This window comes from Dechloromonas sp. CZR5, from assembly GCF_008711155.1.
GTDB lineage: Bacteria > Pseudomonadota > Gammaproteobacteria > Burkholderiales > Rhodocyclaceae > Azonexus.
Genome location: NZ_VUYQ01000003.1, coordinates 398,826 through 418,199, shown reverse-complemented (window position 1 = coordinate 418,199; position 19,374 = coordinate 398,826). Strand labels below are relative to the sequence as shown.

At 62.7% G+C, this 19,374-nt stretch carries 19 protein-coding genes and 5 tRNA genes; 9 read left to right on the top strand and 15 right to left on the bottom strand.

Annotated features, from left to right (window positions below):
• Positions 1–198: 198 nt before the first annotated feature.
• From F1002_RS10875 to F1002_RS10860, 4 genes are all read left to right on the top strand, one after another.
• On the top strand, positions 199–1,602 hold the full coding sequence (locus tag F1002_RS10875; protein WP_150429046.1) for an ATP-binding protein: 1,404 nt from the start codon (positions 199–201) through the stop codon (positions 1,600–1,602).
• The gene (locus tag F1002_RS10870; RefSeq protein WP_150429045.1) at positions 1,592–2,134 is read left to right on the top strand and encodes a permease; all 543 of its coding nucleotides are present in this window, start codon (positions 1,592–1,594) and stop codon (positions 2,132–2,134) included. Before F1002_RS10875 ends, F1002_RS10870 begins: the two co-directional genes overlap by 11 nt.
• A complete protein-coding gene (locus tag F1002_RS10865) occupies positions 2,131–3,537 on the top strand; it encodes a sigma 54-interacting transcriptional regulator (protein WP_304522907.1) in 1,407 nt (468 codons plus the stop codon). The genes F1002_RS10870 and F1002_RS10865 overlap by 4 nt, the downstream gene beginning before the upstream one ends.
• Positions 3,538–3,716: 179 nt before the next feature.
• Positions 3,717–4,058 carry a BON domain-containing protein gene (locus F1002_RS10860; protein WP_150429044.1) on the top strand — a complete coding sequence of 114 codons (342 nt, stop codon included), beginning with the start codon at positions 3,717–3,719 and terminating at the stop codon, positions 4,056–4,058.
• A 36-nt stretch (positions 4,059–4,094) separates the two neighbouring features.
• Here the strand turns inward: F1002_RS10860 and F1002_RS10855 are convergent, their stop codons facing one another.
• Positions 4,095–4,361: a biotin/lipoyl-containing protein gene (locus F1002_RS10855; protein WP_150429043.1), complete on the bottom strand. Its 267-nt coding sequence runs from the start codon at positions 4,359–4,361 to the stop codon at positions 4,095–4,097.
• A 65-nt stretch (positions 4,362–4,426) separates the two neighbouring features.
• Here F1002_RS10855 and F1002_RS10850 point away from each other — a divergent pair.
• The 4 genes from F1002_RS10850 (at position 4,427) to F1002_RS10835 (ending at position 4,869) form a co-directional block, all read left to right on the top strand.
• Positions 4,427–4,503: transfer RNA gene (locus F1002_RS10850), tRNA-Arg, on the top strand.
• Positions 4,504–4,548: 45 nt separating this feature from the next.
• Positions 4,549–4,625, top strand: a tRNA-Arg gene (locus F1002_RS10845).
• A gap of 45 nt (positions 4,626–4,670) precedes the next feature.
• Positions 4,671–4,747, top strand: a tRNA-Arg gene (locus F1002_RS10840).
• Positions 4,748–4,792: 45 nt separating this feature from the next.
• Positions 4,793–4,869: transfer RNA gene (locus tag F1002_RS10835), tRNA-Arg, on the top strand.
• 713 nt (positions 4,870–5,582) lie between these two features.
• On the opposite strand, the gene F1002_RS10825 is transcribed toward F1002_RS10835, so the two are convergent.
• The 4 genes from F1002_RS10825 to F1002_RS10810 form a co-directional block, all read right to left on the bottom strand.
• A complete protein-coding gene (locus F1002_RS10825) occupies positions 5,583–5,765 on the bottom strand; it encodes a hypothetical protein (RefSeq protein ID WP_150429041.1) in 183 nt (60 codons plus the stop codon).
• 157 nt (positions 5,766–5,922) lie between these two features.
• On the bottom strand, positions 5,923–6,531 hold the full coding sequence (mobA, locus tag F1002_RS10820; RefSeq protein ID WP_150429040.1) for a molybdenum cofactor guanylyltransferase MobA: 609 nt from the start codon (positions 6,529–6,531) through the stop codon (positions 5,923–5,925).
• The gene (locus F1002_RS10815) at positions 6,510–6,884 is read right to left on the bottom strand and encodes a DsrE family protein (protein WP_223879549.1); all 375 of its coding nucleotides are present in this window, start codon (positions 6,882–6,884) and stop codon (positions 6,510–6,512) included. The genes mobA and F1002_RS10815 overlap by 22 nt, the downstream gene beginning before the upstream one ends.
• Positions 6,877–7,311, bottom strand: a complete 435-nt coding sequence (locus F1002_RS10810) for a glycine cleavage system protein H (protein ID WP_150429038.1) — start codon at positions 7,309–7,311, stop codon at positions 6,877–6,879. The genes F1002_RS10815 and F1002_RS10810 overlap by 8 nt, the downstream gene beginning before the upstream one ends.
• Before the next feature lie 225 nt (positions 7,312–7,536).
• On the opposite strand from F1002_RS10810, the gene F1002_RS10805 reads away from it, so the two are divergent.
• Positions 7,537–7,755, top strand: coding sequence for a YdcH family protein (locus F1002_RS10805; protein WP_150429037.1), 219 nt, complete (start codon positions 7,537–7,539; stop codon positions 7,753–7,755).
• A gap of 68 nt (positions 7,756–7,823) precedes the next feature.
• Here the strand turns inward: F1002_RS10805 and F1002_RS10800 are convergent.
• From F1002_RS10800 to fdnG, 10 genes are all read right to left on the bottom strand, one after another.
• A tRNA-Sec gene (locus F1002_RS10800) sits at positions 7,824–7,919 on the bottom strand.
• Between the two features lie 5 nt (positions 7,920–7,924).
• Positions 7,925–9,817, bottom strand: coding sequence for a selenocysteine-specific translation elongation factor (gene selB / locus F1002_RS10795; RefSeq protein ID WP_150429036.1), 1,893 nt, complete (start codon positions 9,815–9,817; stop codon positions 7,925–7,927).
• Between the two features lie 4 nt (positions 9,818–9,821).
• On the bottom strand, positions 9,822–10,373 hold the full coding sequence (locus tag F1002_RS10790) for a flavodoxin family protein (RefSeq protein WP_150429035.1): 552 nt from the start codon (positions 10,371–10,373) through the stop codon (positions 9,822–9,824).
• Between the two features lie 38 nt (positions 10,374–10,411).
• Positions 10,412–10,744: a YnfA family protein gene (locus F1002_RS10785; protein WP_150429034.1), complete on the bottom strand. Its 333-nt coding sequence runs from the start codon at positions 10,742–10,744 to the stop codon at positions 10,412–10,414.
• Positions 10,745–10,801: 57 nt separating this feature from the next.
• A complete protein-coding gene (locus F1002_RS10780) occupies positions 10,802–12,136 on the bottom strand; it encodes an NAD(P)/FAD-dependent oxidoreductase (RefSeq protein ID WP_150429033.1) in 1,335 nt (444 codons plus the stop codon).
• Positions 12,137–12,254: 118 nt separating this feature from the next.
• The gene (gene selA / locus F1002_RS10775; RefSeq protein ID WP_150429032.1) at positions 12,255–13,652 is read right to left on the bottom strand and encodes an L-seryl-tRNA(Sec) selenium transferase; all 1,398 of its coding nucleotides are present in this window, start codon (positions 13,650–13,652) and stop codon (positions 12,255–12,257) included.
• Positions 13,653–13,697: 45 nt separating this feature from the next.
• Complete coding sequence (fdhE, locus tag F1002_RS10770; RefSeq protein ID WP_150429031.1) at positions 13,698–14,609, bottom strand: formate dehydrogenase accessory protein FdhE; 912 nt, start codon at positions 14,607–14,609, stop codon at positions 13,698–13,700.
• 148 nt (positions 14,610–14,757) lie between these two features.
• The gene (locus F1002_RS10765; RefSeq protein WP_150429030.1) at positions 14,758–15,378 is read right to left on the bottom strand and encodes a formate dehydrogenase subunit gamma; all 621 of its coding nucleotides are present in this window, start codon (positions 15,376–15,378) and stop codon (positions 14,758–14,760) included.
• Positions 15,375–16,271 carry a formate dehydrogenase subunit beta gene (gene fdxH, locus F1002_RS10760; protein WP_150429029.1) on the bottom strand — a complete coding sequence of 299 codons (897 nt, stop codon included), beginning with the start codon at positions 16,269–16,271 and terminating at the stop codon, positions 15,375–15,377. The genes F1002_RS10765 and fdxH overlap by 4 nt, the downstream gene beginning before the upstream one ends.
• A 12-nt stretch (positions 16,272–16,283) precedes the next feature.
• Positions 16,284–19,349, bottom strand: coding sequence for a formate dehydrogenase-N subunit alpha (gene fdnG / locus F1002_RS10755; RefSeq protein WP_150429028.1), 3,066 nt, complete (start codon positions 19,347–19,349; stop codon positions 16,284–16,286).
• Positions 19,350–19,374 lie beyond the last annotated feature (25 nt).

Here is a 19,374-nt window from a genome sequence, read left to right as displayed (position 1 = left end):
GTCGGCAAATGGCGACAGTTTTTTTTGGCCTTTCCCGGAAAGTCGTCTAGGCTTGAAAAATGTCTTGTCGTTAAAATGCGACACGATCTTAGTTATTTGATTCGTATAAGAAATTTTTCTGTGTTTCAAGGCTTTGTCCAAGTCGGGCAAGCGCTGTCGGCCGCTAAACTGGGTGGGAGTTTTCAAATCAACACACAAATGAATCGCATTTCCTTCCGCCAGGGCATGTTGCTCGGCTTCACGCTGATCGTCCTGCTGCTGGGCGGGGTGGCGATACAAAGCTGGCTGGTTGTCGAAAGACTGGTCGACCAGAGCCGGCGCAGCAGCGATCAGGCCATACAGCTCACTGCGGCCATTCAGGAATTGGGCGAACGGACAGTCGATATCGAACGGAGCGCCCGCCAGTATCTTGTTCTCGACAATCCGGTATTTCGCCAGCGTTTCGACGAGTATCTGGCGCAGTCGTTGACGCTGGTCGATCGGCTCGACGGCATGGCTGCCGAACCCCTGCCGCCCTTGCTCGGCGGCTGGCGCATGGTGGCCGAGGCGCTGCGCAGCGGGCTGGAGCAGAGCATTCCACAGGGCGAGATCATTCCCCTGTTGTCGCGCATGGCCGAATTGAACGGGTTGCTCAAGCAGGCGGGGCAGCGCTGGGTCGAGGAGCAGAACCGCAGGACGCTGGATGAACTGGATGCGGCTCGTCTCAAGCTGGGAGGGCGTATCGGGCTGGCACTGCTCGGCGCGCTGTTGGTCGCGCTGGCCATGGGCTGGTGGCTGGTGCGCCCGGTGCGCCATCTTGAACAGGCCATCGTGCGCCTCGGTGCCAGCCGGTTCGATGCGCCGATCACTGTTGGCGGTCCGGACGACTTGCGCCAGCTCGGCAAGCGCCTCGACTGGTTGCGCCAGCGTCTTGCCGAGCTGGAGGCTGATCGCGAGCGCGCCTTGCGCCACGTGTCGCATGAACTCAAGACCCCGCTCACCGCATTGAAGGAGGGCGTTTCTCTGTTGCGAGAGGAGGTCCCGGGGCCGCTCGAGGAAGCGCAGCGCGAGGTGGTCGATATCCTGCAGCATAACGTGCGGGGCCTGCAGGAGCAGATCGAAAGCCTGCTCACCCTGAATGCCGCGGCCTTCGAGGCGCGCCGCCTGCAGTTGGCGCCAGTCAAGCCCAGAAAGCTGCTGGCCGGTGTCGTTCAGCGTCGGGAGCTGCACAGCCAAGCGCGCCAGTTGAAAGTTGTGGTGGAGGCGTCCGAGCAGGCGGTGACGCTGGATGCCGAGAAAATGGCTGTCGTTCTCGACAACCTGTTGTCGAATGCCATCGACTTTAGCCCGGACAATGGCGAAATCCGCCTCGTGGTCACTCGCGCCGACGGCCTGTGCCGCTTCGAGTGCATCGATCAGGGGCCGGGGATTGCGGAAGAGGACCGCCAGCGAATCTTCGATCCGTTTGTTCAGGGCCAGCGTGTTGCTCCGGCGCCGCGTCAGGGTAGCGGGGTGGGCCTGTCCATCGTGCGCGAACTGGTGCGTGCGATGGGGGGCAGGGTATATCTGGTGCCGCAGGAAAGCGGTGCCCATTTTTGTGTGGAAATTCCCGATGAGCAGTAAAACCGAATTGATGCGTCGCGGGCTGTGTGGCCTGTCGATGGCCGCCCTGCTGGCAGGTTGCATGGCATTGCCGATCAATGCCAAGAAGACGGCCCGTGCCGACGAACCCACCCTGGAAGCGGCTCTTGGCTATTACCAGGGACTCGCCAGAATGACGCCGGCCGAACTAGGGCGTGAGCGCTCCATCCTCGTCGCCGTACCGCAAACGCCTTATACCCAGGTCCGCATGGCCATGCTGCTCGGCCATCCCCGTGTGCAGCAGGACCTCAACAGAGGGCTGGCATTGCTCGACAGCGTACTCAAATCCAGTGATCCGGCAGCAGCCCCTTTCCAGCCTCTGGCTCGGCAGGTGGCGGACAATTATCTTGAACGCCTGAAACTCGAGAACCAGATCGACAGGCAGGGGCAGCAATTGAAGGACAGCCAGCGCAAGGCCGGTGAGCTGCAGGACAAGCTCGACAGCCTAGCCGACATCGAGCGTACCCTGACGCCTCGGCAGCGTTCCGGCAAACCGGACGGGAGCAAGCGATGAGGCAGGTATTGCGCGGCGAAGGGGCCCATGTGCTGGTTGTCGACGATGACGAGGATATTCTCCGCTTGCTCACCATGCGCCTGAAGGCGCGCGGCTTCAGGGTGACAGCGGTTGGTTCGGCCGAACAGGCGTTGGCGCGGGTGGCTGTCGATTCACCGCGCGTCGTGGTCAGCGATATCCGCCTGCCGGGGCAGGATGGCCTGGCACTATTCGAGGAGATCCGCCGCACGCGGCCGACCTTGCCGGTCATCCTGCTTACTGCACACGGCAATATTCCGGATGCGGTCGATGCGACCTCGCGCGGTGTTTTTGGCTACCTGACCAAACCCTTCGACAGCCAGATACTGCTTGAAAAGATCGACCGTGCCCTGCAGCTCTCCGAGCCGACACAGCCGGTCGGCGAGGCGGCGATGGCGGCCGGCGAGGGGGGCGATGCGTGGATGGAGGGCGTCATATTCCGCAGCAGCCGAATGGCCGCCCTGATGGCCGATGCGCGCATGGTCGCCACTTCGGATGCCAGCGTGCTGATCCGCGGTGAAAGCGGTTCCGGCAAGGAGGTGCTGGCGCGCGCCATCCACCGGGCCAGTCCGCGCGCCAAGGGGCCGTTTGTCGCCATCAACTGTGGCGCCATTCCGGAACAATTGCTGGAGTCCGAACTCTTCGGTCATGCCAAGGGCGCCTTCACCGGTGCTGCCACCAGCCGCGTCGGCCTGTTCCAGACCGCCAACGGCGGCACGCTCTTTCTCGACGAAATCGGCGACATGCCGCTCGCCCTGCAGGTCAAGCTGCTGCGCGTGCTGCAGGAGCGTGTCGTACGTCCGGTCGGCACGACCAAGGCCGAGCCGGTCGATGTCCGCCTGCTCTCGGCAACCCATCGCGACCTCGATAGCGCCATGGCGCAGGGCTTGTTTCGCGAGGACCTCTATTACCGTCTCGATGTCGTGTCGTTGACCCTGCCCCGGCTGGAGGAGCGGCGTGAGGATATTCCGCTGCTGGCGGCCCATTTTGCCGGCCTGCTCGCCGTCAAGTACGGCAAGCCGATCAACGGTTTCGCGCCGGATGCCCTGGAGGCGCTGGCCACCGCTTCGTGGCCCGGCAATGTCCGGCAACTGTTCAACGTCGTCGAACAAAGCTGCGCGCTGACGTCGACGCCGCTGATCCCTGCCGCGCTGGTCCAGCGTGCGCTGCGTGTGCCGGCCATGGATGCATTGACCTACGCCGACGCCAAGCAGCGTTTCGAGCGCAACTACCTTGTTCAGCTGCTCAAGCTGACCGATGGCAATGTCGCCGATGCCGCCCGTATTGCCGAGCGCAACAGGACCGAGTTCTACCGCTTGTTGCAAAAGCACGACCTGACTCCGGCCATGTTCCGTAGCGAAGGCGACTCCCAAGCCGAGCGCTGATTTCGCCGCTGCACCCTTGTCGAGAAAAAACGCCGTGCGGCGATATGTCGCCGGCGCACGACGCCAGGTGCGTCTTGTTACCCTCAAATATTTCACTACCTATTGAATTTATTGAGTAATTTTATTCTGGCACGAAGATCGCGATAGGGCTGGGTACTCACTACAAAAAGGGAATCAATATGCTCAAATCCAACATCTATGTCGTCGCGCTGGTTGCCGCAGCGACTTTCGCCGGGCTCGGCCTGTCATCCGCAGCAACCGATGATCCGCAAGTGCTCGCCGCGATGGTGGCCAATAACGAAGCGCAGGACGCCGCACTGGGCGAGCGGGTCGAAACCCTGTTGCGTACCGACATCGGCCTTGCCGGTTCGAAAATACGCGTCTTCTCCAATGCGGCTGTGATCACCGTGGCCGGCACGGTTCCCGATGAACACGCCTTGCGTCGGGCGCTCGATCTGGCCAGCGGAGTGCGGGGCGTGCGCGAAGTACGCAACGCGATGGAGGTCTACGTCCCAAAGTGAAGAAAGAGGGTGGGACGGGGTGGCTGGCCGCGTTGTTCAGGCAGTTTCCAGCGTTATTAGCAGCGCGTCCTCATCGACCGTATCGCCCTCTGTAACGTGAATCGCCACGACGCGACCGGCGTAGGGGGTAGGAATGTCCAGTGCCACCTTGCCGGTCTCCAGCGTCAGGATGTTGTCGTCGCGCTGGACTTCTTCGCCCACGGTAACCAGCAATTCCAGAATGAACACGTTGCCGCTGGCGCACGAACCGCAACTTGACCAGCATTCGGGGTACTTCGGCATTCGGACTGAAATGGTGGACATCGGCTTTTTTCCCGAAAACCCTTGCATTCTACGCCTGGCCACGTATAATGCGCCGCTCTGTCAGCGCGCCCGTAGCTCAGTTGGATAGAGTATCTGGCTACGAACCAGAGGGTCGGGCGTTCGAATCGCTCCGGGCGCGCCACAGAACCTTTTCAAGCCGATCTTGTTCGGTTTGATTTTTGGCAGCGCGCCCGTAGCTCAGTTGGATAGAGTATCTGGCTACGAACCAGAGGGTCGGGCGTTCGAATCGCTCCGGGCGCGCCACAGAACCTTTTCAAGCCGATCTTGTTCGGATTGATTTTTGTCAGCGCGCCCGTAGCTCAGTTGGATAGAGTATCTGGCTACGAACCAGAGGGTCGGGCGTTCGAATCGCTCCGGGCGCGCCACAGAACCTTTTCAAGCCGATCTTGTTCGGTTTGATTTTTGGCAGCGCGCCCGTAGCTCAGTTGGATAGAGTATCTGGCTACGAACCAGAGGGTCGGGCGTTCGAATCGCTCCGGGCGCGCCAAACCAAGATGAAATAAGCCACTTCGATTGAAGTGGCTTTTTCATTTGTGCGGCTGGATTGTTCGCGTTCGCGGCTATTCAGGCATTCCGGGCTTCCGGCAATGCGAGTCCTGAAACGGCCCCTTGACGATTTCCCAGCCATCGCCGGGAGAGGTTTGGGAGCATATGTCGTAGTCGGCCGAGTTGCTATGCCATTTGTACCAGGGGGCGGGGCCGGCCCAGAGGGCGAACGAACTGCATAGCGCAGCGAAAAATACGGCGATCTTCATGGGCTCTTCTCTGGTGGTCAATATCTGGGCGGGAACTATAGTGTGCCAGATTGTTTTCTGGCTTGCGTGTTGCTCAGGTTTTGCCACGCCAGGCGAGGCGATCGATGCTTGTCGGCCGCCGAGCGAGAGAAAGCCAGCTGCTGAGGCTGTTGCTGCGCTTGCTGGCGCGGTTGCTGGCGACGATCGAATGACACTTTTCCCATGCGGTCTCCCAAATACTTTTTGAGTGTAGATCGTCACGACAAGTTTGCAAGCTTACCGTCGTACGATGCTAACAGCGGAGACAGCCGTTCCCGGCGACAATCAACAATCCGTGGCGGCGTAGATGTCGCTTCGTATCGGGTTGCTCAACGGACTCGGGCCAGCTGCCATACCGAGCAGCGATCAAAGTCAGCCGAGCAACGCTTGTTGGCGCAGACCGATCAGACGATCCCGCGCGTCGCGATCAAGCTTCGATGCGGGAGATGACGACAGCGCTTTGCGGAATCTGGTAGTCGGCCGCCAGCTGGGTGCGGGCGATATCCTCGATAGCCTGGTCTTCGCAGGCGATGAAGTGGCGGGCGCCGCAGAAATCCTGCGGAATGCCGGCGCGATCCTGGGTGATGCGGTAGTGCACCTTGACGTTCATTTGCTGTTTACCTTTTATGTCTGTTTTTTGATCCTGCGCGCGCAGTTTAGGCGCGATTTTTTGCGACACAATAAGGGTTTTCCACAGGTTGGAGAGTCGTTTATGCGACGTGCTTGCACGGTCCTTGGCAAGTGTTGTGTACTTGCATTTCCGTCGCTTAGCGCGGGGCGTCGAAACGCTGCAATTCTTCGCGGGTATTGATGTTTTCGAAGGCCGAGGCAGCGTCGTCGAAGGGAACTTCGACGGTCTTCAGGGTGGCGTACCAACGATCGAATTTACGCTCGCCACTTTGCAAATAGGCCGTCAGGTGCGGTAGAACGTCACGCTTGCACAAGCAGAACACCGGGTGTGGCTGGTCGAAGGTGCGGGCAACGGCCAGGTCGGCATCGGCGGTTCGCATCGCTGCGGCGAGCCGCGACACCAGATCGCTCGGTAGAAATGGGGAGTCGCAGGGGGCGGTGGCAACCCAGGGGTGACTGGCTGCCGACAGGGCCGCATGCAGGCCTGCCAATGGGCCGGCGAAGTCAGGAATCTTGTCGGCGACGACACGGTAGCCAAATTCGGTGTAGCGTTCAGCATTCCGGTTGGCATTGATGAGCAGTTCATCGACCTGGGGCGCCAGGCGTTCGACCACCCAGGCGCTCATCGGGCGCCCCTGGAGTTCCTGCAGTCCTTTGTCGACGCCGCCCATGCGGCGCCCCTGTCCGCCGGCGAGAACAACACCGGTGATGGGCGGGCAGGTCATCAATAGATCAGCGTGCGCCATGCCGGGTCGAGTGCGCGGGCAACGAAGGCGGTGGCGCCGGCAGCCCGCGCCTGCGGAATCAGCGCCTCATTCTCGGCTATCCATCCGGCACGGGCCATGCCGCAGGCGAAGAGCGGGATGTCTTCGGCGATGACCTCGCGCAGGAATTCGCCGATCGATTTTTCACGGGCTGCCGTGGGATAGAGCGTGTCGGCCACACCGTCAGACAGCAGGCGTACCGCCGGGCCGGCGAAATGGATTTCGACCTTGGCATCGAGGGCGCGCGCAGCCAAGGCGTGGACCAGCGGTGTCGAATACAGCTCGGGGCGTTCGGTGCTGGCTGTGCAGATCAGGATGGCCAGCTGGTCACTCAAAGCAGGCATCCGGCTCGATCTTGAGGATGTGTCGGCGATAGGCTGCCGCATCGACGAGGGTTGCCTTTTCGGCTTCCCAGTCGGTTGGCTGGGCGCGCACCATCCAGCCGTCGCCGTAAGGCTGCTTGTCCACCAGGGCCGGATGTTCTTCGGCGGCCTCGTTGCCCTCAAGCAGGATGAAGGAGATGGGGGCGTGGACGGCGAGCACGGTCTTGCGGCATTCGACCGTGCCCAGGCCCTTGCCGAGGGCAACCTGCGCGCCTTTCGGCTTGGCGGTAAATGCGATGATTTCGCCCGCGATAAAGATGCCGAAACTGGTCGCTCCGATCAGTACCTCGCCGTTTTCCTCTTCCCGGACCCACATATCGTGGGCGGGGCAGTAAAGACGATCGTCGGGCACGCTGCCGTGGAAGGGATGGTGAGCCATTGGCGAAAGGGAATTGGATGGATGCGGAAGTTTAACCTTACTGCAGCCTGCCACGCAGCTTTCCAGCGCTAGAAACGGACACCCGCAGTCGGGGTGGCAGTGATTTTCGCGAGAACGAACCGTTGTCGAGCAAGCAGAATGTTGACGCAGCGCAATACGTCACCCCGAGTTGCCTGCTAGGGTGAGGCTGTCTGTTTCGAAATCATCAACCATGAGAGTTAGCCTATGTTTCCTGAGTATCGTGATCTGATTACCCAACTGAAAACAACTGACCGCCACTTCCTCAACCTGTTTGAGCGGCACAACGATCTGGATCAGAAGATCAAGAATCTGGAGGCGCATATCGAACATGCGACGCAACTGGAAATCGAGGCGCTGAAGAAGGAAAAACTGGCGCTGAAGGACGAACTGTACGGCCTGTTACGTCGGGCCGCTACGGCCTGATGCATCCGAAACCCCGCTGCGGCGGGGTTTTTCTTTTATGTACCGGCAAATTACCGGTGCATGGTTATTGGCGGAAGAGAGCAGGAGTCGAACCTACCCAAACCTGTTTGACAGGTCCTGCCGGTTTTGAAGACCGGCCGCCCCACCGGGGAACGATCTCTTCCGTTGTTCATGCGCCGAATTGCTGCGGATTGCCGCGCAATACGTGGGTATCGCGGACCCGGCGAGTGTAGCCGATACGATCGAAAAATTCGAGGATGTGGATGGCGACTTTTCGGCCGCCGCCGATTTCGTCGCGCAAGGGAGCGGCGCGGGCCATTCCGTCCCGGGCATTGATGGCGGCGACCCGTTTCGCCAGGTCGGCGACCGCGGTTGCGGTGAAATAGTGATCGTGCGCTACCGGGTAAGCCTCGCCGATGCGGGCGACGCGCTTGAACAGGGCGCGTACGGTGTCTTCCGGCACGCCGGTGGCCTTGGCCACGTCGCGTACGCGCGGCGGGCCATAGGGGGTGGCATCGAGGAGCGGCTTGAGCGCTTGCCACAGGTCGCGGTCGGTGGCGGCCATCTGAACGCGGTGCTCCGGAAGGTGCAGCCAGGCGTTCGTCTGGGCGATACGCGCTTCGGCCAGCGGAGCGGCGAGCAGTGCATCGAAGGCCGGACGGCCGAGGGTGGGCAAGGTCAGGCGGCGCAGGCGGTCGCGCTCGACACCGGGCATGTCGGGAGCGCGCTCGTGCTCGGCGGCGAGGGCGGCCAGCAGGCGCTCCTCCAGGGCTTGCCAGTTGCTTGCCGAGAAGGCGGTGTTGCCGACCAGGCGGAGACCCAAATCATCGGCCAGGATATGCAACGCGGCCGCGTCGAGATTGCGGTTCTGTGCGTAGGCCGAGAGTTCGACGCCGGCTGCTTGCTGGCTGGTGGCCAATTGCAGGGCGGTCGCCGGATTGTCGTCGGCCAGTGCGGCAAGCATGGCCAGGCGTTCCGGGCTGCGTTTCTTGCGATGGGGCGGGAAGATGTCGAGAACGCGGCCGCCACCGATGGTGTGGCGGGCGGAGGCGTCGCGCAGGATGAAGCGGTCGCCGGACAGCGCGCCGATATCGCGCTCCAGCGTGATTTGCGCCCAGTGTTCGCTGCCGGGCCGAATCTCGTCAGCGCCAAGCAGGGCGATACGAGCAGGTACGTCTTCGGCGCCGAGATGGAAGTGGACTTGCGTCCAATGCTTGAGCGGCGGCTGACCGGGGAGGATGCGGATCGTCGCGTCGAGACGATGGGTCGGCGCATGCAGCGGAGGCGCGAGCAGCCACATGCCGCGTTCGACCTCGGCCTTTTCGATGCCGGCCAGGGCCAGCGCTATGCGTTGGCCAGCGTGGCCCGATTCGGCGGGCGCGTCCTGAACGCGCAGGCTGCGGACGCGAGCCGCCTTGCCCGGTGGTGAGAGCAGCAGTTGATCGCCGACTTTTACCGCGCCGGAAAAAGCGGTGCCGGTGACGACGGTGCCGGCGCCGGAGAGTGTGAAACAGCGGTCGATGGCAAGGCGGAAGCCGCCTTGACGGGTACGTTCTCCGATTTCCGCGGCCACCTCGTCAAGATGGCCGCGTAGCGCTGCGATCCCCTGGCCGGTGACGGCGGCGACCGGGAAGAGCGGTGCTTCGGCCAGCGTCGTGCCGGCGAGCAGGTCGGCAATTTCGGCCATGGCCTGCGCCTGGCGTTCGGGCGACACGCCATCGATCTTGGTCAGGGCCACCGCACCCCGGCGGATGCCGAGCAGCTCGATGATGTCGAGGTGCTCGCGGGTCTGCGGCATGGGGCCGTCGTCGGCGGCGATGACGAGCAGTGCGAAATCGATGCCGGTGGCGCCGGCGAGCATGTTGTGGATCAGCTTTTCATGGCCGGGAACGTCGATAAAGCCGAGCGTGCCGCCCGTCGGCAACGGGGTGTAGGCATAGCCAAGGTCGAGCGTGATGCCGCGAGCCTTCTCTTCCTTGAGCCGGTCGCAGTCGACACCGGTCAGTGCCTTGACCAGCGTGGTCTTGCCATGGTCGATGTGGCCGGCGGTGCCGATGATCATGGGTTCAGGTGGCCTGGAAGAAGGTGCCGGCGGCAGCGAGCGCGGCTTCGTCAGCCAATACGGCGTCCGGCGCGCCTCCCTTGCCCCAGAGCGGTTCCTGCCACTGCATGCCGAGGAATTCGGCGCACAGGCGGTAGCTGTCGAGCATCGGTTGTGCCTTTTCGCGGTTTCCACTGGTGGCGATGACCCACAGGCGCTTGCCGGCCATGCCTTCCTTGAAATTGAGGCCGGGTATGCGTAGCCAGGCGCTCCAGTGGTCGAGGTAGGTCTTCAGCGGCGAGGGCGCGGAAAACCAGTAGACCGGTGAGACGAAGACCAGATCGGTCGCCGCCAGCGTAAGGTCGAGTAGCGGCTTGGCCTCGCCGACAGGCATCGGGTAGGTGCCGGCGGTGTGGCGCAGGTCTATGAAAGGGGGAAGTTCCAGATCGGCGAGCTTGCACCAGGTTTGCTGCGCGTCGGCGGAGAGCGCTTTGGCGGCGTGTCTGGCCAGTTTCTCGGTATTGCCGATATGACCGGGTTCGCGGGTGCTGGCGTTGAGAAAGAGAAAGTGGGACATGATGGAAGGAGGGGAGGGCTGGCGTGGGCTCTATTGTGTCAGCTTGTTGCCGGTTGTAGTGCGATGATCGCCATGCCGCACAGGGCGACGACGGCCCCGGCGATATCCCAGCGCGTCGGCGTCAAGCCGTCGACGCAATACAGCCAGGCCAGCGCAACGGCGATATACATGCCGCCATAGGCCGCGTAGGTGCGTCCGGCGGCGGTCGGATGCAGGGTCAGCAGCCAGGCGAAGACGGCCAGCGAGAGCGCCGCCGGGAGCAGCAGCAACGCGCTCTTTCCTTGTCGCAGCACGAGCCAGGGCAGGTAGCAGCCGACGATCTCGGCCAGGGCAGTGACGGCGAAGAGGCCGGCGATGCGCAGCAATTCCACGGTTTTCTCCATAAGGCGGGGCGACGGTGGAAAGACCGCCGCCCGCGGCCCGGGTTCTCAGCCAAACATGTCCTCGTACATGCGTCCGGCCCAGGCAAAATCCTCGGTGACCAGTTCGTCGCGACGCAGGTTGTCGTCGTCCTGATCCTGAATGATGACGCCCTTGTCGTTGACGTAGTACTTGAAGCGGACGGCAATATCTTCGCGCGGTTCGGTATTGACCATCATGAAACAGAGGTTGTCCGGCAGATCGTACTTCGGCGTACGGCCCTTCACCCGTTCGGCGATGTACTTGGCCACGATCCGGGCGTGGGCGTTGGCGACGTGCCCGGCCTTCGGATAGAAACGGAACTGGGGCGACACGATGCCGACCGAGTCGCCGATCACGTAGACGTCCGGATCGTCCTTCATGTTCAGGAAGAAGGGATCGACGCCGGCCCAGCCCGTTGGCTTGCCTTCCTCGTTCTTGCCGATGACGCCGGCCTTCCAGGCCATGTCGCCAGCCTGGTGCGGGGCCATCAGGATGGCGTGGTCGAATCTGAAGTCGCCGGCGGCGGTCTTGATCTTCTTGTTGAACGGATCGACTTCGCTGATCGTTGCCTTGGGCACGTAGACGATCTGGTCCTTGTAGAGGTTGGCAAAGGCTTCCTGGAAACCGCCGGTAATCGGCGCCGGGCTGGGTTTCGGATCGAGGATGATGACCTTTCCGTTGATCTTGCGCTGCTTGAACAGGCCGGCGATCAGGCAGGCGCGCTCGTAGGGCGATGGCGGGCAACGATGGGGCGGCGGTGGCAGCGTCATCACCAGGTCGCCGCCCTGGAAGTTCTGGATGCTCTGCTTGAGCCGGAAGTGCTCGGCGCTCGGAATGTAGGCCGCCGGGAACATCGCCTTGGTGTAGTCAGCCGCCTTGCGGTCGTTGCCGAACCAGGTTTCGTAGTTGTAGCGGATGCCGCTGCCGAGGATCAGGTAATCGTAGTCGATCCAGCCCTGGGCGGTGATCACGCGCTTTTTCTCACGCTCGAAAGCGGTGACTTCGGTCTGGATGAAGGTGTAGCCGTACTTCTGGGCGACCGGCAGGTAGCTGAAGGTGAGGAACTGGGCGTCGACGACATCGACCAGCCATTTGTTGCTCATCGGGCAGGAGAAGAAGACCGGATTGCGCTCGAGGAGAACCACATCCAGGCTCGAGTCGAGCTTGCGCAGGTGCTTGGCCGCGGTGACGCCGCCCCAGCCGCCGCCGCAGATGACGACGCGCTTGCCGGTGGCTTTCGGCAACAGCGGGTCGGACTGCATCTGGATCAGGAAGGGCAGCGGGCTGGTCGGCGCGGCAATGCTTGCCGTTGCGCCCAGCGCCGCACCGGCGGCGAGGAACTGTCGTCGATTGATGGTCATGATGTCGTCTCCATTGGTTGAACCATCCGGGCACGGAGATGCCAGGATTTACAGGTGCGCCGTTGCCGACGCGGGTGAGGACGGCAGGCGGTACGCAGACCGCCGTGCGAGGCCGTACTCAGAATTGCAGCGCTTGCAGCTGGGCGACGAAGCGCGCTTCGTCCTTCGCCTCCAGGCAACGCAGGTCGAGATGATAAGCGTCGTTGCGGATATAGCCGATGACCGGGGTCGGCAGGCCACGGAAGGCGGCTTCGATGGCGATCAGCGCCTTGCCCGGTTTTTTGGCCGTTGGCCGGCAAACCAGTGCGGCGGAGGGCAGGCGTTCGACAGGCAATGCACCGCTGCCGATCTGACTGCTGCACGCGTCGATAGCGACCACGGCCTGGCCGGCGAGGGCGGCTTGCATGGCGGGGAGTACCCGTTCGGCGAGCGCCGTGATGTCCGGCAGCGGCCGGGTGAGCAGGCGCAGCGTCGGCAAGCGCTCGGCCAGGCGATCGGGGTCGCGATAGAGGCGCAGGGTGGCTTCCAGCGCGGCCAGCGTTGTTTTGCCGACACGCAGGGCGCGCTTCAGCGGATTCTTCTTGATCTTGGCGATCAGGTCCTTGCGACCAACAATCAGCCCGGCCTGAGGTCCGCCGAGCAACTTGTCGCCGGAGAAGGTGACAATGTCGGCCCCGGCGGCCAGGGCCTGTTGCGGCGTCGGCTCCGGGGGCAGGCCGTAGGCGGCGAAGTCGGTCAGGGTGCCGCTACCCAGGTCAACGACAAAAGGTAGGCCGGCCGCGTGGGCGATGTCGGCTACGGCCTTTTCATCGACCGACTTGGTGAAACCGGTCACTGCATAGTTGCTGGTGTGGATCTTCATCAGCAGGGCGGTTTTCGGGCCGATGGCTTCGGCGTAGTCCTTGTCGTGCGTGCGGTTGGTGGTGCCGATTTCGTGCAGGCGGACCTGGGCACGGCGCATCACGTCAGGGATGCGGAAGGCACCGCCGATCTCGACCAGTTCGCCGCGCGAGACAACGGCTTCCTTGCCCTGGGCCAGCGCGTTCAGGCACAGCAGAACCGCCGCCGCGTTGTTGTTGACGATGGTGGCAGCGACGTTCGGGTCGCCGCCGGCCACCAGCTCGGCGAGCAGGCCGGAGACGAGGTCGTCTCGGTCGCCGCGACCGCCGGAGGCAAGGTCGTATTCCAGCGCGCAGGGCGCTCGGGCAGCGTCGACCATCAGGGCGATGGCTTCCTCGGCCAGTTGGGCTCGGCCGAGGTTGGTATGGAGCACGGTACCGGTCAGATTGAAGACCGGGCGCAGATTGGCACGGCCGGCATCGCCGGCCCGGCGCCTGATGGCGGCGAGCAGGGTGCTCTCTTCGGGTAGCGGCAGGCCGTGTTTCAAGCCTTCGCGGGCGGCGGCCAGTTCGGCGCGGACGCAGCCGGTGACCAGCTGGCGGCCGTGGATTTCGATCAGTTCAGGGATTTGCTGCAGGACGCGGTCGACCGCGGGAAGGCGTTTATTGTCGTTCATGGCTTTCACCCGAACCGGGCAGAAAGGTTAAGAAAATGGCCGTGGTCAGCCGCTATGGGCGCCGATCAGCAGCAGGTTGGGGCCGGAGCGCTCGTACCCCGCTTCGTCGACCAGCATGTCGAGGGGCAGGGTGGCAAGGTCGTCGGCGACCGGATCGACATTCGGGTCTTTTTCCTGATAGACGATCTTCAGGTAGCTCTTGCAGGCGTCGCAGGTTTCGGCGCGGACGGCGCCCTTGCTGCCTTCGATCTCGTGCAGGGAGACTTCCTTGTCGGTATCACAGGTTGTGCAGGTAGCGCGTGGCACGTTCCATTCGGTGTTGCACAACGAACAGTGCAAGTAGCGCAGGTTGTTGATGGTGGCGCCGAGGCGAACGACGCTGGCTACCGGCAGGCTGCCGCAGCAGGGGCAGACGCCATGGGCATCGAGTTTCTGCAAATGGCGGGCGTCGAGCTGGCTGGCCATTTGGGTGAAAACGACTTGCAAGGCCGCGGCAACGAAGGGCAATTCCGCAGCATGGGCCATGTCGGGTTCGCCCTTGAGCAGCATGTCGGCCAGCTGTTCAAGTTCGGCTTCCGAGGCGGCAAAAATTTTCTTCAGCGTCGCTTGGGCGCCTTCCGGGGCATCGGCCTCCAGGCGTTGCACGATTTGCTGCAGGGCAAAGCGCCAGGCAGCGGGGCGGACCAGCGAAGCGGCGTTCAGGGGCGGCATGCCATGCGTGCGCGATTGTTCGAGCGCTGCGGCGTCGGGCAGGGCGATGGTGGGCAGACCTTTGAGGACTTCGTGCTGGGCCTGGCTCAGGTCGCCCAGAAACAGCAGCCAGTCGGCGAGGCTGTGCTGGTCGGCCAGCGCGTTGAAGCGGGCTGCCCGGTCGGCGAACAGGGTGGTGGTGACCGGTAGCAGGATGGGAGCGGCTTCTTCCGCCGGGGGATGGAAATCGATCGGTTGGCTGTGCATGGGGTCGTTTTGTTCTGTTTATCCGGTCAGTACCGAAAGGGAGTATTTCAAAAAAACCGGGGGATGCGAATTGTTTTTCGCAGAGCCCCCAAAACGCAAGGTAAAACGGTAAGGTCTCTCCCGTCTGGGCGGGAGAGACCGGTGTGGCTTATTTGCCGGTGACCTGGCGGTACCAGCCACGGTGATGTTGCTTGGCCCAAGCGCGGGTGACCGTGCCGTACCACATGGCGCGGATGGTGCCCTTGACCCAGATGGCGGCATAGACGTGGACCATGATCAGGGCGATCATGACGGCGCCGGCAGCGGCATGCACGACGGCACCGAGGCGAACCAGGGTGATGTCGAAGCCGAACCAGGCACGCCAGATGAACAGGCCGGAGACCGTCATCAGCAGCATGCACACGGCCAATGCCCAGAACATGACTTTCTGGCCGCCGTTGTACTTGCCCTGTTCCGGCATGTCGTGGTCGTTGCCGTCCACCATGTTCTTCGCCTTGGCCAGCCATTCCTTGTCCGCCGGGGTCATCTTGTTCAGATGCTTGAAGCGGATGAACAGCCCGAGGAAGGACAGCGCCATCAGCACCCCGAGGTAGGGGTGGATGATGCGGGCCCAGGTCGGGCCGCCGAACAGCTGGGTCAGCGGGAAGAACGCCGGGTGGAAGAAGGCCAGTCCGGAGAGGGCGAGCAGGATGAAGCTGATGCCCACCACCCAGTGATTGGCCCGTTCCTTGGGCTCATAGCGCTTGAGGTCTTTCGGATCGCGGATCATTTTGCTTCCTCCTTGTCTTCAGCCTCGATCTCGTCCTCGATCTCCTTCGAGACCTCGTTCGGACCCTTGGTGACGTAGTGGAACAGGCTGCCCAGTGCAACGCCGGCCAGGGCCAGCGTGGCGAGCGGCTTGGCGAAGCCCTTCCACAGGGAGACGAGCGGGCTGATCGACGGATTTTCCGGCAGGCCGGCATACAGGTTCGGCTTGTCCGCGTGGTGCAGCACGTACATGACGTGCGTACCGCCCACCCCTTGCGGGTCGTACAGGCCGGCCTGGTCGTAGCCACGTTCCTTGAGGTCGGTGACGCGCTTGGCCGCGTAGTCCTTCATGTCCTCCTTCGAACCGAACTGGATCGCTCCCGTCGGGCAGGCCTTGGCGCAGGCCGGAGCCTGGTTGACGGCCACACGGTCGGAGCACAGCGAGCACTTGTAGGCCTTGCTGTCTTCCTTCGAAATGCGGGGGACATTGAACGGACAGCCGGTCACGCAGTAGCCGCAGCCGATGCAGTTTTCCTGATGGAAATCCACGATGCCGTTGCTGTACTGGATGATCGCGCCCGGGGCCGGGCAGGCCTTCAGGCAGCCGGGGTCGGCGCAGTGCATGCAGCCGTCCTTGCGGATCAGCCACTCGAGCTTGTTGTTCTGCTCGACCTCGGTGTAGCGCATGACCGTCCACGACTTGGCCGACAGGTCCATCGGGTTGTCGTACACCCCGTGGCAGTTGCCGACTTCGTCGCGAATGTCGTTCCACTCCGAACACGCTACCTGGCAGGCCTTGCAGCCGATGCAGGCGGACACGTCGATGAGCTTGGCGATTTCGATGGTCTCCCGCACGTGCGTGGAGGGCGTCGTCGTCGCGGAGCGCTGTTTGATATCTAGCGATTGCAGTGCCATATCAGCTCTCCCTTACGCTTTCTCGATGTTGACCAGGAACGCCTTGTACTCCGGCGTCTGCGTATTGGCGTCGCCCACGAACGGTGTCAGGGTGTTGGTGATGAAGCCGGGCTTCGTCGCTCCCTTGAAACCGTAGTGGATCGGAATGCCGATGGTGTGCACCTTCTTGCCATCGACATCGAGCGCCTTGATGCGCTTGGTCACTACCGCCACACCCTTGATGAAGCCACGGTTGGAGCGGATCTTGACCTTGTCGCCGACCGCGATACCCTTTTCCTTGGCCAGTTCCTCGCCGATTTCCACGAACTGTTCCGGCTGCATGATCGCGTTGATCTTGCTCTGCTTGGTCCAGTAGTGGAAATGCTCGGTCAGGCGGTAGGTGGTCGCTACGTACGGGAAGTCCTTGGCCGTGCCGAACGCTTCCATGTCGCCCTTGTACACGCGGGCCGCGGGGTTGGCGCGGGCTTTCGGGTTCTTCGGGTGCATCGGGTTGGTGTCGAGCGGGCTTTCGAATGGCTCGTAGTGCTCGGGGAAGGGGCCTTCGGCCATCAGCCCGAGACTGAACAGGCGGCCGACGCCTTCACCGGTCATGATGAACGGCATGACATTCTGGTCGGGCGCGGCATCCGGACGCATGTCGGGGATGTCGTTGCCCCCCCACTTGTCGCCCAGCCACTTGAGTACGGTGCGCTTCGGATCCCACGGCTTTCCGGAGAGGTCGGCCGAGGCGCGGTTGTACAGGATGCGGCGGTTGACCGGCCAGGCGAAGCCCCAGTTCAGCGTCTGGCCGAGGCCGGACGGATCGCTGTTGTCGCGGCGGGCCGAGTTGTTGCCGGCCTGCGACCAGACTCCGCAGTAGATCCAGTTGCCACAGGTGGTCGAACCGTCGTCGCGCAGCATGGCGAAGCTCGGCAACTGCTCGCCGGCCTTGACCAGCACCTTGGTCGGATCCTTCGGGTCGAGCACGTCGGCCAGCGCCTTGCCGTTGAACTCCATCATCAGTTCTTCCGGAGACGGCTTGGTCGGGATGCGGTAGGCCCAGGTCAGCTTCTGGATCGGCTCCGAGTAGGCGCCGCCATCCTTGGCATACATCTCCTTCAGCTTCAGGAACAGGTTGGCCAGGATTTCGGTATCGTCCTTGGCGTCACCCGGACCGTCGGCAGCCTTCCAGCGCCACTGGATGACACGGCCGGAGTTGGTGAAGCTGCCGGTCGTTTCGGCAAACAGCGTGGCCGGCAGGCGGAACACCTCGGTCTTAATTTCCTCGGGCTTGACGTCGTTGAACTCGCCGTGCGGCTTCCAGAACTCGGAGGTATCGGTCGCCAGCGGATCCATCACCACCATGTACTTCAGCCTGGCCAGCGCGTCGCCGACCTTCTTCTTGTTGGCGACGGAGGCGAGGGGGTTGAAGCCCTGGCACAGGAAACCGTTGATCTTGCCCTGGTACATCTGGTCGAAGATCGACAGCACGTCGGAAGCACCGCCCAGCTTGGGCATGAAGTCGTAGGCGAAGCCGTTGTCCTTGTTGGCTGCATCGCCCCACCAGGCCTTGTGCAGGCTGACGTACCACTTCGACAGGTTCTGGCCGAAATTCATCTGGCCCGGACGCAAGAGCTTCGGCGTCTTCTTGTCGAGGAAGGTCTTCAGGTCGGGTTCGGCATCGGTCGGCACCGCCAGGTAGCCCGGCAGATTCTGGGCGTACAGCGCGAAGTCGGTGATGCCCTGGACGTTGGCGTGGCCGCGCAGTGCGTTGATGCCGCCACCGGCCATGCCCATGTTGCCGAGCAGCAGCTGGATGATCGCCATGCAGCGGATGTTCTGGGAACCGACGGAGTGCTCGGTCCAGCCCAGCGCATACAGGTTGGTCATCGTCTTGTTCGGCGCAGCCGTTTCGGCGATGTACTCGCAGACTTTCAGGAAGGCTTCCTTCGGCGTGCCGCAGACCTGTTGCACGACGTCCGGCGTGTAGCGGGCGTAATGGGCCTTGAGCATCTGGAAGGCGCAACGCGGATCCTGCAGCGTTTCATCGACCTTGACGAAGCCGTCGGCGCCCATCTGGTAGGACCAGGTGGCCTTGTCGTAGCTGCGTTTTTCCTCGTTGTAGCCGGCGAAGATGCCATCGTCGAAGGTAAAGCCTTCGTTGATCAGGAAGGACGCGTTGGTGTACGCCTTCACGTAATCGTGATGGATCTTGTCGTTGGTCAACAGGTAATTGATGACGCCACCGAGGAAGGCGATGTCGGAACCCGGACGGACCGGCGCATAGAAGTCGGCCACCGATGCGGTGCGGTTGAAGCGCGGGTCGACGACCACGAGCTTGGCCTTGCGGTTTTTCTTGGCTTCAATTGCCCACTTGAAGCCGCAGGGATGCGCTTCAGCGGGGTTGCCGCCCATGACGAAAATCAAGTCAGCGTTCTTGATGTCCACCCAGTGGTTGGTCATCGAACCACGCCCAAAACTCGGAGCCAGACTGGCCACCGTGGGAGCGTGTCAAATGCGCGCCTGGGTATCGATCGAGGTCATGCCCAACGCACGGGCCATTTTTACGGTCAGGTAACCGGCCTCGTTGGGGGCTGCCGACGATGCGAGCAGTGCGGTGCTGGTCCAGCGGTTGACGGTCACGCCATCCTTGTTCTGGGCCATGAAATTGGCATCGCGGTCCGCCTTCATATGCTTGGCGATGCGGTCGAGGGCTTCCATCCAGGAAATCTTCTTCCACTCGTTGCTGCCGGCTTCGCGCACTTCCGGCCACTTCAGGCGATTGGCGCTCTGCACCATGTCGCGCAGACCGGCGCCTTTCGGGCACAGGGTGCCACGGTTCACCGGATTGTCCGGGTCGCCTTCGATGTGGATGATCTCAGCCGGGGTGTTCTTGGACTTGTCCCCCGTCGAATAGATGAGTACGCCGCAGGACACCGAGCAGTACGGACAGATGTTCCGTGTCTCGGTGGCGCGGGCCAGCTTGAAGGTGCGTACTTCCGCCTGGGCTGCTGTCGGCGAGAAGCCCATCAATGCGATGGACGACCCACTGAGCCCGGCGGAGCAGACCTTGAAAAACTGCCGCCTGTTCATGTTCATTTAGGTTTTTCCTCCTTATGCGACT

Excerpts from the sequence above, each read along its gene's own strand:
- F1002_RS10810 (WP_150429038.1), bottom strand. The coding sequence starts at position 7,311 with ATGGCTCACCATCCCTTCCACGGCAGCGTGCCCGACGATCGTCTTTAC.
- selB (WP_150429036.1), bottom strand. The coding sequence starts at position 9,817 with ATGATCATCGGCACCGCCGGCCACATCGACCATGGCAAGACCACGCTG.
- F1002_RS10805 (WP_150429037.1), top strand. The coding sequence starts at position 7,537 with ATGTTTCCTGAGTATCGTGATCTGATTACCCAACTGAAAACAACTGAC.
- F1002_RS10790 (WP_150429035.1), bottom strand. The coding sequence starts at position 10,373 with ATGTCCCACTTTCTCTTTCTCAACGCCAGCACCCGCGAACCCGGTCAT.
- selA (WP_150429032.1), bottom strand. The coding sequence starts at position 13,652 with ATGAACGACAATAAACGCCTTCCCGCGGTCGACCGCGTCCTGCAGCAA.
- F1002_RS10870 (WP_150429045.1), top strand. The coding sequence starts at position 1,592 with ATGAGCAGTAAAACCGAATTGATGCGTCGCGGGCTGTGTGGCCTGTCG.
- F1002_RS10865 (WP_304522907.1), top strand. The coding sequence starts at position 2,131 with ATGAGGCAGGTATTGCGCGGCGAAGGGGCCCATGTGCTGGTTGTCGAC.
- F1002_RS10860 (WP_150429044.1), top strand. The coding sequence starts at position 3,717 with ATGCTCAAATCCAACATCTATGTCGTCGCGCTGGTTGCCGCAGCGACT.
- F1002_RS10875 (WP_150429046.1), top strand. The coding sequence starts at position 199 with ATGAATCGCATTTCCTTCCGCCAGGGCATGTTGCTCGGCTTCACGCTG.
- fdxH (WP_150429029.1), bottom strand. The coding sequence starts at position 16,271 with ATGGCACTGCAATCGCTAGATATCAAACAGCGCTCCGCGACGACGACG.
- F1002_RS10780 (WP_150429033.1), bottom strand. The coding sequence starts at position 12,136 with ATGACCATCAATCGACGACAGTTCCTCGCCGCCGGTGCGGCGCTGGGC.
- F1002_RS10765 (WP_150429030.1), bottom strand. The coding sequence starts at position 15,378 with ATGATCCGCGATCCGAAAGACCTCAAGCGCTATGAGCCCAAGGAACGG.
- F1002_RS10855 (WP_150429043.1), bottom strand. The coding sequence starts at position 4,361 with ATGTCCACCATTTCAGTCCGAATGCCGAAGTACCCCGAATGCTGGTCA.
- F1002_RS10825 (WP_150429041.1), bottom strand. The coding sequence starts at position 5,765 with ATGAACGTCAAGGTGCACTACCGCATCACCCAGGATCGCGCCGGCATT.
- fdhE (WP_150429031.1), bottom strand. The coding sequence starts at position 14,609 with ATGCACAGCCAACCGATCGATTTCCATCCCCCGGCGGAAGAAGCCGCT.
- mobA (WP_150429040.1), bottom strand. The coding sequence starts at position 6,531 with ATGGCGCACGCTGATCTATTGATGACCTGCCCGCCCATCACCGGTGTT.